This is a genomic window from Arthrobacter sp. NPDC058288 (genome assembly GCF_042880995.1).
Classification (GTDB): domain Bacteria; phylum Actinomycetota; class Actinomycetes; order Actinomycetales; family Micrococcaceae; genus Arthrobacter.
Window position 1 is genome coordinate 71,025 of the sequence record NZ_JBHVYH010000002.1, and the last position, 11,409, is coordinate 82,433.

The 11,409-nt window shown below is 65.8% G+C and carries 9 protein-coding genes; 3 read left to right on the forward strand and 6 right to left on the reverse strand.

The features are described from left to right. Positions 1 to 27 precede the first annotated feature (27 nt). Together ACFVWT_RS09075 and ACFVWT_RS09080 are read left to right on the forward strand one after the other, a co-directional pair. Complete coding sequence (locus ACFVWT_RS09075; RefSeq protein WP_390247279.1) at positions 28 to 2,367, forward strand: molybdopterin oxidoreductase family protein; 2,340 nt, start codon at positions 28 to 30, stop codon at positions 2,365 to 2,367. Next, the gene (locus tag ACFVWT_RS09080; RefSeq protein WP_390247281.1) at positions 2,364 to 2,825 is read left to right on the forward strand and encodes a hypothetical protein; all 462 of its coding nucleotides are present in this window, start codon (positions 2,364 to 2,366) and stop codon (positions 2,823 to 2,825) included. The genes ACFVWT_RS09075 and ACFVWT_RS09080 overlap by 4 nt, the downstream gene beginning before the upstream one ends. A gap of 4 nt (positions 2,826 to 2,829) precedes the next feature. Here ACFVWT_RS09080 and ACFVWT_RS09085 read toward each other — a convergent pair whose 3' ends face one another. After that, positions 2,830 to 3,906 carry an FUSC family protein gene (locus ACFVWT_RS09085; protein WP_390247834.1) on the reverse strand — a complete coding sequence of 359 codons (1,077 nt, stop codon included), beginning with the start codon at positions 3,904 to 3,906 and terminating at the stop codon, positions 2,830 to 2,832. A gap of 161 nt (positions 3,907 to 4,067) precedes the next feature. On the opposite strand from ACFVWT_RS09085, the gene mscL reads away from it, so the two are divergent. Continuing rightward, the gene (mscL, locus tag ACFVWT_RS09090) at positions 4,068 to 4,529 is read left to right on the forward strand and encodes a large conductance mechanosensitive channel protein MscL (protein WP_390247283.1); all 462 of its coding nucleotides are present in this window, start codon (positions 4,068 to 4,070) and stop codon (positions 4,527 to 4,529) included. 12 nt (positions 4,530 to 4,541) lie between these two features. On the opposite strand, the gene ACFVWT_RS09095 is transcribed toward mscL, so the two are convergent. From ACFVWT_RS09095 to ACFVWT_RS09115, 5 genes are all read right to left on the reverse strand, one after another. Continuing rightward, complete coding sequence (locus ACFVWT_RS09095) at positions 4,542 to 5,717, reverse strand: DegT/DnrJ/EryC1/StrS family aminotransferase (RefSeq protein WP_390247285.1); 1,176 nt, start codon at positions 5,715 to 5,717, stop codon at positions 4,542 to 4,544. Positions 5,718 to 5,945: 228 nt separating this feature from the next. Continuing rightward, positions 5,946 to 6,773 carry a chain-length determining protein gene (locus ACFVWT_RS09100; protein WP_390247287.1) on the reverse strand — a complete coding sequence of 276 codons (828 nt, stop codon included), beginning with the start codon at positions 6,771 to 6,773 and terminating at the stop codon, positions 5,946 to 5,948. Between the two features lie 9 nt (positions 6,774 to 6,782). Then, the gene (locus tag ACFVWT_RS09105; RefSeq protein ID WP_390247289.1) at positions 6,783 to 8,147 is read right to left on the reverse strand and encodes an O-antigen ligase family protein; all 1,365 of its coding nucleotides are present in this window, start codon (positions 8,145 to 8,147) and stop codon (positions 6,783 to 6,785) included. Beyond that, positions 8,147 to 10,765: a WecB/TagA/CpsF family glycosyltransferase gene (locus tag ACFVWT_RS09110; protein WP_390247291.1), complete on the reverse strand. Its 2,619-nt coding sequence runs from the start codon at positions 10,763 to 10,765 to the stop codon at positions 8,147 to 8,149. Before ACFVWT_RS09110 ends, ACFVWT_RS09105 begins: the two co-directional genes overlap by 1 nt. A gap of 9 nt (positions 10,766 to 10,774) precedes the next feature. Beyond that, entirely contained in the window at positions 10,775 to 11,371 is a 597-nt protein-coding gene (locus ACFVWT_RS09115; protein WP_390247835.1) for an acyltransferase, read from the reverse strand. Positions 11,372 to 11,409 lie beyond the last annotated feature (38 nt).

Sequence of the window (11,409 nt, forward strand, 5' to 3'; positions counted from 1 at the left end):
GCCTACTTATTTCCTCGAGGTGAGCTCATGGTTGACCGTATTACCGACATCTGGGGCGCCCGCACGCCCTACGCCCGCGGCGCGCTTTGGCCTGACCGCATCGACATGGCGTTGCAGGCGGGCATCGCGGCAGGTGATGTCGACGAGTGGGTGCAGTCCGCCTGTGTTCTCTGCAGCAACGGCTGCGGATGCGACATCGCCGTCAAGGACGGCCGGATGGTGGGCATCCGGGGACGGGCGTCGGACCGGGTCAACCATGGCAGGCTTGGGCCCAAGGGCCTGTTTGGCAGCTGGCAGGGAATGCAGCACCAGGACCGCCTGACCAGGCCGCTGATCCGCGAGAATGGCAAGCTGGTCGAAACCGACTGGAATACGGCGATGGAACGCATCGTGGTGCGCAGCAAGGAGCTGCTTGCTGCGAAGGGGCCGTTGAGCCACGGGTTCTATACCAGCGGCCAGTTGTTCCTCGAGGAATACTACGCACTGGGCATCATCGGCAAAGCCGGTATCGGCACCCCGCACATGGACGGCAACACGCGCCTGTGCACCGCAACGGCGGCCGCATCGCTGAAGGAAAGCTTCGGCGCGGACGGACAGCCCGGCAGCTATACGGACATCGACGAATGCGACGCCGCGTTCCTCTACGGACACAACATGGCGGAGACGCAAACCGTCCTCTGGAGCCGCCTCCTGGACCGTCTGTCCGGGCCCAACCCGCCGCGGCTCGTCTGTGTGGATCCCCGCGAAACGGAGGTTGCCAGGGCCGCGGACGTCCACCTGCCCGTCAGGCCGGGCACCAACCTGGCGCTCATGAACGGCCTGATCCGCGAACTGTTCATCAACGGCTGGATAGACCAGGAGTACATCGACGCGCACACCCTCAACGTGGAGCAGCTGCGCAGCGTGGTGGACAGGTGGACACCTGAACGGGTGGCCGAAGTCTGCGGCGTGGACGCCTCGGACGTCCGCAGGGCCGCGGCAATCTTTGGCACCAGTGAACGGGTCCTTTCCACGGTCCTGCAGGGGTTCTACCAGTCCGCCCACGCCACGGCCTCAGCCTGCCAGGTGAACAACCTTCACCTGCTCCGCGGCCAGCTGGGCAGGCCGGGGTGCGGAATCCTGCAAATGAACGGCCAGCCCACCGCCCAGAACAACCGGGAATGCGGGGCCGACGGCGACCTCCCGGGCTTCCGGAACTGGGAGAATCCGGAGCACGTAAAGGACCTGGCGCGCATCTGGAACGTCGATCCGGCCATCATTCCGGACTGGTCGCCGCCCACCCATGCGATGCAGATCTTCCGCTATGCGGAGCAGGGATCCATCGGCTTCCTCTGGATATCGGCCACCAACCCGGCCGTCTCAATGCCCCAGCTCGCCAGGATCCGCGACATTTTGCGGCAGGAGAGCCTGTTCCTGGTGGTGCAGGACATCTACCTCTCCGAGACGGCGCAATATGCCGACGTCGTTCTTCCGTGCGCGGGCTGGGGGGAAAAGACCGGGACTTTCACGAATGTGGACCGCACGGTCCACCTCTCGGAAAAGGCAGTAGACCCGCCGGGCGAAGCGCGCAGCGACCTGGACGTGTTCCTCGACTACGCCCGGCGCATGGATTTCAGGGACAAGGACGGCCGCCCGCTGCTGGACTGGACCGGCCCCCACGACGGCTTTGAGGCCTGGAAGGAATGCTCCCGCGGCCGCCCCTGCGACTACACCGGCTTGAGCTACGATCTACTGCGCGGCGCCAGCGGCATCCAATGGCCGTGCAATGACGAACACCCGGACGGTACCGATCGGCTGTACGCCGACGGCGTCTTTCCCACCGATCCCGCCTACTGCGAATCGTTCGGCCACGACCTGCTCACAGGGGCCACCGTGGGTTCCACGAATTACAAGGCCAGCGTCCAGTCCGGCAAGGCCTGGTTCAAGGCGCTGGACTACACACCCCCGCACGAAGATCCTGATGAAGAGTACCCGTTCCGATACACCACCGGCCGTACGGTCTACCACTTCCATACCCGGACCAAAACCGGACGCAGCAAGCCATTGAACGATGCCGCCCCGGAACCGTGGCTGGAAGTCTCCGGGGAGGACGCCGGAAAGCTCGGCGTGGCGGGGGGCGACATGGTCCGCGTCTTCTCGCGCCGGGGCATGCTGGAACTGCCCGTGCGGGTGGCGGACATCCGGCCGGGGTCCGTTTTTGCCCCGTTCCATTACGGGTATTGGGATACCGCCGGCCCCGACGACGGCGGGCGGCCACGTGCCGCCAATGAACTGACACTGACGGAGTGGGATCCGGTGTCCAAACAGCCCGTCTTCAAGAACGCAGCCGTACGAATTGAGAAGATCCCAGGGAAGGGGCCGGCATGAAACTCCCCGTCTACCTCGGCCTGCTGCAGGAAGCTGAAGCCACCCTGGCAAACTCCTTTCGAGTAGTCGCGCACGGCCACGGCGAGGAGCCCGACGTGCACTTCCTGCTCGAAACACTCGCCAAGCAGTGCGACGCCCACCGCGAGGCGCTGGGACCAGTGATAGAACGCTACGGCGAGGAAACCGAAGGCGAGGAGGAACACCGGCTGACAGCCAACGGAATCCAGGAAGTGCGTTCCGGGCCCCTGGCCCTGCTCCTGGACCTGCAGGACCTGTACGTGCTCGTGAACCACATCGATGCCACCTGGATGATGGTGGGGCAGGCAGCGAAGGGCGACCGCGACAAACAGCTCTGGGACGTAGTATCGCGGTGCGAAGGGGACACCGAACTCCAGCTCCGTTGGCTCAGGACGCGCATGAAGCAGGCCGCACCCCAGGCCCTGCTGGTGGCCGAATAGGCCGCTACGCTGATAGGCGCTGCGCGCCGCTTCGGGCCCGCATCCGCCGCCACACGGCGGGGGCAACCACCACGGCAATGCCGACAGCGGCGCCGATAACCGTCTCCACGATTCTGTCCCGCAGCAGCACCTGCGGGACAGTGGGCGCAGCCAGCAACGTGGCGCTGAGGGCCAGCGGTGTAACGAATATCTGCGCCAGGACGTACTGGCGCGCAATGAACATCTCGGCGCCGAACTGGCACGCGGCGATCACCAGCACCATCTGCCACGGTGCAGGATCCAGCAGGAGCACACCGGCAAGCACGATCAGGCCCAGAACGGTGCCAATGATCCTCTGGATGCCCCTGGCTACACGGTGGCGGGTGGTGCGGCCCACCAGCGGAACAACGGCAGCCACCATGGCCCAGTAGTTGTGGCCGAAGCCCAGCCGCTGGCCCACAATGGTGGCCAGTGTGCCGGCCAGACCCGCAGCCACGATGTAGCCCACAGCCTCGAGCCAGGCGGCACGCTTTTCATCGGGCGTCAGTCGGGCAGGTTCAGGCATGGACCACGGCGTCCGCCGGCTCCGCACGAGGCGGGAGGAAATGCCGATCAGCAGGCAGAACACGGTGGTGAGGACGGCGACAAACATGCATTGCCAGAGCGGCGGCTGGTTGGGAATCGACGCGATGGCAGCGAAGGCAAAGATATGGAACAGCGAGCCCGCCGGCCGGTGCCGCCACAAGGCAATCACCAGCGAACACGCCCCGGCCACCACGGTGGTGGCAGCCACCTGCGCCCAGGTGCTCGCGGCATCCGACAGCCCCAGGGCCTGGCCGGCGCGGGCGGACAGGGTCGCCAGCAGTATGACGAGCAGCATAAGCGAACCGGCGCGCATCTGGATGAAGAGCCGCTTCCGGTGCATCTCCCCGCGGCCGTAGATTCCGGTGAAGGCGCCAAAGGAGGCAAAGATTGCCAGGTCGCTGCGGCCTATCAGGACAAGGATGATCAGCGGAACAAAGACACCAACTGCGCACCGGATCGCGACCTGATGGTCCTTATTGCCGGGGGCAATCGTGAACATCTCGGCGAACAGCTTCACGGGGGTCACGCCTTTCCATACGGTGCCAGTCTGATGGCGGCAGCGTCGGCGTCCACCCCAAATCCTACGGCCTCGGGCGCGGTCACGACGGCGGGCGCGAAGGCGCGGGCTGGTATTGTCAATCGGTTAAATCACCGACTGAACCGCATACCGGAGGACCCATGCTCAAAGGATTCAAGGATTTCATCCTTCGTGGCAACGTGATCGAACTGTCCATCGCCGTCGTCGTCGGCACGGCGTTCACGGCACTGGTCACAGCCTTCACTACCAACATTGTGAACCCGATCATCGCAGCTGCCGGCGGCGTCCAGACCGAAGGGCTGGGCTTCCACATCTGGCCCGGCAATGACAAGACGTTCGTCAACATCGGCGGTGTCATCACCGCTTTCGTGACCTTTCTCATCACCGCGGCCGTGGTCTATTTCATCTTCGTGGCGCCCATGAACAAGATCAACTCGCTGGTCAAGAGCCGGCTGGCCACGGCGGAACCCGAAGAAGAGCCCATACCGGCGGACACCGCACTGCTGGCCGAGATCCGGGACCTGCTGACCCAGCTCGCTGGCAACGGCAGGGAACTCACCGGCGCCGCAACGTCGTCGAAAGAACCCGAAAACTCGCGGTGACGCCGGGGGCGGTCAGGCGCTGGCGGCGTCCGCCCGCCGGAACCCGCCATTCCATCTGCCCCGCCGCACGGTGGTGGGAATCCCCGCAGCAGCGAGCCGGACGGAGCGGAGCACCCGCGACTGCTCGCCGGGGGTCAGCTCGTGGTAAACCGGCAGGACCACCAGCCGGTCCGCCAGCCGTTCGGTGACCGACAGGTCAGCCGTGCCGGTGTCCCGGTTCCTGTAGGCCGGCTCCCGGTGGACCGCCGCGATCCCGGTGCCGGCCGTAATGCCGTCGCGCGACAAGCGCTCCAGAAGCTCGTTGCGGGCAACGGCGAATGACGGCAGCACTTCAAGCCAGAAGGATTGGAAATTACTGGTGCCGTAGTCGGGATCCTTGATGAACCGCAGCCCGCCGATCCGCGCGAGCGCCAGCTGGTAGCTGGCCACGATTTCCCGGCGATGGGCGACGGCTTCCTGCAGCCGCCCGAGCTGGACCAGGCCGATGGCAGCCTGCAGGTCAGTCATCCGGTGATCGGGTCCCGCACCGCTCCCCGCGATATCACGAAGGTGCCGGGCTGCGCTTGCCCACTCCTCATTCCGGGTGGTCAGCATTCCTCCCTCGCCGGTGGTCAAGACCTCACAGGAATCGAAGGACCACACGGTCAGTTCTGCGCCGACCCCCACAGGCTGTCCCTGGTATGTGGAGCCCACACCGCAGGAAGCGTCCTCGATGACCGTAACGCCAAGCGGGTCACACAGGTCCCGGATAGGTTCCAGGTCCACAGGCATGCCGCCCTGGTCGGCCACGATCACCGCCCGGGTCGAAGGCGTCAGGGCCGCCTCAATGGTCCCGCGGGACACATTGCCGGTTCCTGCCTCGACATCGGCAAAGACGGTCCGGGCACCCAGGCGACTGACGGCGTCGGCGTTCGTTGCTGAGCAGAACGACGGCAGCACCACGTCGTCCTGCGGTTCGACCCCGGCCACGCTGAGCGCCAGGTGGACTGCCACGGTGCCGCTGGACACGGCGACGGCGTGCGGCGACTGTTGCGCAGAGCCGAACGCCTCTTCGAACTGCCCCACGCGTGGCCCCTGAACCATCCGGCCAGAAGAAAGCACCTGCACGACGGCGTCCGCTTCTTCCTGTCCGAGCCATGGCCTCATCACTCCGATGTGGCTAACCGCACGGTCTTCGCTGATGGTCACCGGGTCCTCCCGATCGTCAAAAGAAATGGGTATGCCCTTCCATTCAACGCGCCACCACTCGGCGTGGTCACGAGAGTCGCGTACGCGCATTTTCGCGCGGGGCACCGCTGTGGCAGCGCGCAATACCCGCTTGGGAACCGCGGTACTGCCCGTAGAGCAGGGAAGTACTTGGTTTGCTTGGCGCCGGACACCCCCCGTGTTACCTGCCGTGGTTCAGACGGCGACGGCTCAGGTGCGGCGCTCCCTGTCAGGGACGGGGATGCGGAGGGAGCCGTCCAGGATGGCAAGGTCATCGCGGGGCGGATGGACGTCGACCCTTTCCTGTCGACGCTCCGTTCCCGAAACAGGCCCTGGCAGCTCACGGGTTTCCACGTCGGGAGCTGCCGCTCGCTTTGCCGGCTTTTCCCTGACCCGCCGGCCAGCGCTGGCCAGCTCGAGGGAACGGGCGGTTGAGACTGCTCCGAACACCAGCACCACACCGCCGAGAGCCACGATAATCAGGGTCCTCAGCCGGCTGGAGAACATCTCCTCGGCCTGTCCCGGCCCCTCCACCGGAAGCGCGGAAAACAGATAGCTTTCGTCTGCGCCGTTGATCTTTTGCACGTCGTGCAGGGTGGTGGTGAGCCGGTTGCCCAATGCGACTGCGGTGTCTACCGCCTGCTCGGGCGACGTGCCGGAAGCGCGGAGCTCAAGCAGCATGCCGGAGCCGAAGCTGCTGGCCTGGGACACCGTGTATTCGGTTCCCAGGCCCCGCTCCCGCAGGCTCTTGGCTGTTTCCTGCGCACCCAATTTGGTGATCACCACCTGGGACAGCAGGCTGCTGTCCGGGCTCCGGAGATAGGGGTTGTCCCCGTTGACCTTTGCCAACTCGGGACTGTTCTGCAATTCAAGGGCCGTGGGCACCTTTGGGGTGACCAGTGCATAGGTCATGGTGGCCTGATATGTCCGCTGCCCGATAAACATGACGTAGACACAGGCCGCGATGGTAAGCACCACCACCGGCATCGCCACCCACTTATGCCGCCAGAGCGTTTTAATGACGGAAATCGGATCCATGGTTTCTTCCTACCCCCAGGGGACCTTGCCGGCATCGACCCGGGAGGGATCGGTCCGGCGCGGGTCCAGTTGATTTTTAACCATCAGCCAGGATGCCCCTGACAGACCTATGAAAAACGGAACCAGCAACGCGAAGGTCTGGAAGGACAACGAGTCGAAGGTTCCTGAAGCAACAGTTGCTATGAACCCGGCTGCGGCCGTAGCAGCCGCCAGCAGTCCGAGCTGTCTGTCCGCGGCGTTCCTGGCAGCGCCCAGCGCCGCAAGAGCGGGTACCAGCAGGTAGGCAATCAAGCCCACCAGGCCGATGACGCCCATCGTCACGGCCACCAGCAGATATTCGTTGTCGAAGACGTCTATCGCCTTGACCGGCATCCAGGTACCGGGTCCTGTGCCGAACCACGGGCGGTCGGCCACCAGCCGCAGTACCAGCGGGTAGTCCTCTGTCCGGTACGCGATGGATGAATCGGAACTGCCGGCTGTGCTGGTATTGAAAAGGGTCCCGATCAGCCCGGGCACCGCCACGAAAAGGCCGGCGGCACCCAGGGGTGCCAGAACAAGCGACCACCGCTTGGCTACCGGGGGCAGGAAGGGCACGGTGATCACCAGGGCGATCACGAGGCCGATCAGGCCCGACCGGGAGACTGTCATTGCATTCGTAAGGACAAACAGCCCAACTACCAGCCAGTGCAGCCGTTTCCAGCCCTGACGGTCATAAAGCGCCCGCCAGATGGACAGTGGAAGGAGCATGGCGGAAACCACGCCCAGTTCGATGGGGTGCATTGTGGTGCCGGAGACGCGCATCAGGGAGGCGCGTCCCTGGAAAGCAATGCCGGAGTTGTTATCGGTGAAGCCCACCATGATCGGCTTCAGCCAGTCGACAGGATTCGTGTGCGTGGTGAACTGGATCAGGGCGACGAGGCAACAGACCGTGCCGCCGGCCAGTACCCAGCGGACCAGCACCATGGCGTCCTTGAGCGTGCGCACGGATTCGGTGGTCACAAAGGCGATACCCGCCGCGGCAACCATCAGCAGCATCCACCTGTCCGCCGCGGCCCGCCCACCGACCGTGCTGGCACCGCTCAGACCCGCAAAGAGATGCGCATAGCTCACGCATGATGCCAGCAACAGCAGCAGCAGCGCTGCGCGCCCGGGGTGCCGGAACACCACGGGGTCGTGCAGCCCCAGGAGCGTGCAGATGGTCCAGAGCCCGAAGAGGCCTAAGGCGAGCAACTCCGGGAGGTTGGCACTGGCCCCGATGGGCTCCAGAACCAGGTAGGCCGGAACCGCCATGACCGAGAACACGGTTGCCTTAAGCAGCCATGGCGGCCCGGCGGGTGCCAGACCCGCTACCGGATGCAGCTCTGTGTGGTTCATCAGCGCCGCGGCCCGTCTGCTGTTGACCGCCGGCTGCTGCTGTCCCGTTCCCATCCCGGGCTCGGCACGCCTGCACCCTTCCGGCCCGCAATTGCGAAGCCCGCGTAGATCAGGGCGTCCGCTGCCGAAAGGGGTCCCCGGACCGAACGAATCAATTCCGAAACGGTTCTTGCAGTGCTGCTGTGTTGTCCCTCCATCCTGTTGACCTGGGCGTTGGCGCGGCAAACGCGGCGCATCACAGCCATGTGGTCCTTCAGGCTCCGCGGTGGACGCACCACCACGGGGTCGACGTCGAGAACGGCCTTTTCTGCCGGCCCAAAAAGCCTGTCCACGAAAAGGTCGTCCGCCAGCACCTCCGGGAATTCCTCCAGGCGGAGATGCCCTTCCTTGGACAGCGCGAAGGCCCCGGCAGCGTAGAGGCTCGTGGCATTGGAAGGCAGCCGCATCCTTGCCCGGTATTGCGCGCGGATGAGCGGATGCGCGCCGTGCAGGTCATAGCGGGCAGCGGGACGCCCGGCCAGGAGGCCCCCGGGGGCCAGGGCAAGGAACAGCTCCCGCAGGGCGCTGGCCGTGATTTCGACGTCGGCATCCAGATAGAGCCTGGGCCATTCCGACGCCGCGGCGTCCCCGGCGTTCATGGCAGACGGTTTGGATGCGGCTGTGGACTCCAGCACCGTGACCCCGTCGAATCGCCGGGCAATCTCCGCAGTGTTGTCGGTGCAGCCGTTGCAGACCACGATGACTTCCACCTGCCGGGCAGCAGCCAATGGCGCGAGCGGGGCGAGCGCACGGGCGATCACGTTGGCCTCATTGTGGGCAGGCATAATCACCGAGCCCCTCGGAAAGTAGCCCGCGTCCGGGTCTTTGCTGGGGCCCGGCAGCTCAGACCAGCTGCCTTCGTTGAGGACTGTCCGGAGGACACCCCGCCTGTCCGCCTTCCAGCAGCGCAGCACCTCGGACAGAACAACGGTGCCCTGGAAGACTGCCGAGTACGCAGTTGAGTGGTATTTGCGGATATAGCGCACCCGGTTGACGGCAAGGAGGGCGTTCAGCCGGGCGGAACTTCCGGAACCGCCGCCCGCATGCGTCATGGCCGCGGCCGGCTCGTACCAGACAGTTTCGCCGATCGTCCTCAGGCTGCGGAAGAAGTCCGTCTCCTCCCAATAAAGGAAGTAGGACTCGTCCCAGGCCAACGAATCGGCCAGGTCGCGCCGAACCATCAGCGCGGCTCCCGTGGCCCACTGAACGGTGTGCGCGTGGGCGTAGCTCTCCGGATTGAAGTCCGTGCCGGCAAGCCAGCCCGGACGGCCGGCGCCCCGGCGCCCAAGTATCGCGTCACCGAGGGCATTGGTGATGCTTGGTTCGCGGTACAGGGAGGGGCTGAGTGACCCGCGCTCATCGAGGAGCCGGGGGACAACGGCTCCGGCCCGCGAAGCATTCAGTCGATGCATCATCGTGGCCAGGCTGCCTCGCCCCACGGTGACGTCCGGATTGAGAATCACTACTGTGGCGCTTTCCCCGGCCTTTCGCATGGCGGCATTGATCCCGCCGGAATACCCCAGGTTCCCCCCGGTGGTAAATGCGATCACGTCAGGATGGGCGCTGCGCACAAACCCCAGCGAGCCGTCAGTGGAGGCGTTGTCCGCCACCACTACACGCAGCGTGAGGTCGGCTGTTTCGGCCCGCAGGCTCTCCAGCAGGGAGCCAATTCCCTGAGTGCTGTTGTACGTGACCACGACGACGACCACGTCCGCCAAGCCCTCCGGTCCGGTGAACCGTCCGGGAATCCGCGGCGCGGGAACGGCCGAGGACAGGCGCTCCGGCACCACCGGCGGCACGGTGCAGGAAGCTGTCCGCAGCTTGAGGTAGGCAGGCGGCCCGTCGATCAGGTAGCGGCCGGCGAGCCGTTTCGGTTCAAGCGCGAGCCGGTAGCCCCACTCCAGCCCGTGTTCGCTTGCCCATTGCGGGGCACGATTGACCCGGCCGGCCAGGAAGTCGACGGCTGCGCCAAAAGCCAAGAGGACCGCCGCCCCGGTCAAAGCGCCATAGTGGTCAATCCAGAGCTCCTGGCGGGGCTTGCCGAGCCCGACGTAGAGAATCTGGGCGCCGGCTCCGGCGATCTCGGCGGCGATCCGTTCTGATTGTTCCGCAGACGCAAGTTCGTCCCGCTCCGGCGACCACATGCCTGCCACCAGGAGCCTGGGGTGTTCTTCCTCGATTTTCCGGGCCAGCAGCCGCTGGTTCTCCGCCGAGCCGCCGAGGAAACCCACCCTGAGTCCCAGCTGCTCAGCCCGGGCCAGGAGCGGGGAGGCGAGGTCGCTGCCGGCCAGCCGGGGCCAGCGGTGCCCGGTCAGCCGCTGCGACTGCGACACCAGCGGGGCGCCGTCGAGGAGGTAGAGCCAGTCCACGGGGCTGGCGGGATCTGCGTGCAGCGTGCCGGCCCAGCGGCCGCCGGTGCCGAAATGATGCAGGTGGTCAAGGTTGACGGACGCCACCCCCAATGGCGGCAACCCTTGGCGGCCGGCCCGGGTGACGATGAGTTCCAGGGCCGGCTCGGGGTCCATCAGGTCAACCGGCGTGCCGCCCAGGATTACCTTGTTACTGTCCAACTTTTCCATGGCGCGTCCTCAGTTCGTCTGCGCGGGCACAAGCTGCCCATTGGTCTCGAAGTACCGGCGCCCGGTGACCGGGCAGAGCCAGCTGCCGCCGTCGTCCTGTTTGAGCGGGTGGCCCGCTTCGCCCACCCATCCCATGTGCCGGGCCGGCACGCCAGCCACCACGGCATAGGAGGGGACGTCACGGGTCACGACGGCGCCAGCGGCCACTGTGGCCCACTCGCCGATGGTGAGGGGCGCTATGCAGACGGCTCGCGCTCCGACGGAGGCGCCCTTGCCGACTGTGACGCCGACGGCGACCCAGTCGTCGGCACCTTTGAGTGTTCCGTCCGGAGTGATGGCCCGCGGGTGCAGGTCATTGGTGAGCACCGCGGCGGGCCCGATGAAGACACCGTCAGACAGCCGCGCCGGTTCATAGACCAGGGCGTAATTTTGGACCTTGCAGTTGTCGCCCAGGCGGACGGCAGGCCCCACATAGGCGCCACGGCCAATGTTGCAGTTGCTGCCCAACTCGGCGTCTTCCCTGATCTGCGCCAAATGCCAGATCCGGGATCCGTCTCCGATTCTGGCGGACTCTGCAACGTCCGCCGAGGTGGCGATGGTAATCATGCTGTTCCTCCCAGGGATGGTGTTGCCGGAGACCGGCG

Coding starts and splice junctions, on each gene's coding strand:
- ACFVWT_RS09105 (WP_390247289.1), bottom strand. CDS start 8,147: ATGAACCACACAGAGCTGCATCCGGTAGCGGGTCTGGCACCCGCCGGG.
- ACFVWT_RS09110 (WP_390247291.1), bottom strand. CDS start 10,765: ATGGAAAAGTTGGACAGTAACAAGGTAATCCTGGGCGGCACGCCGGTT.
- ACFVWT_RS09100 (WP_390247287.1), bottom strand. CDS start 6,773: ATGGATCCGATTTCCGTCATTAAAACGCTCTGGCGGCATAAGTGGGTG.
- ACFVWT_RS09075 (WP_390247279.1), top strand. CDS start 28: ATGGTTGACCGTATTACCGACATCTGGGGCGCCCGCACGCCCTACGCC.
- ACFVWT_RS09115 (WP_390247835.1), bottom strand. CDS start 11,371: ATGATTACCATCGCCACCTCGGCGGACGTTGCAGAGTCCGCCAGAATC.
- ACFVWT_RS09080 (WP_390247281.1), top strand. CDS start 2,364: ATGAAACTCCCCGTCTACCTCGGCCTGCTGCAGGAAGCTGAAGCCACC.
- mscL (WP_390247283.1), top strand. CDS start 4,068: ATGCTCAAAGGATTCAAGGATTTCATCCTTCGTGGCAACGTGATCGAA.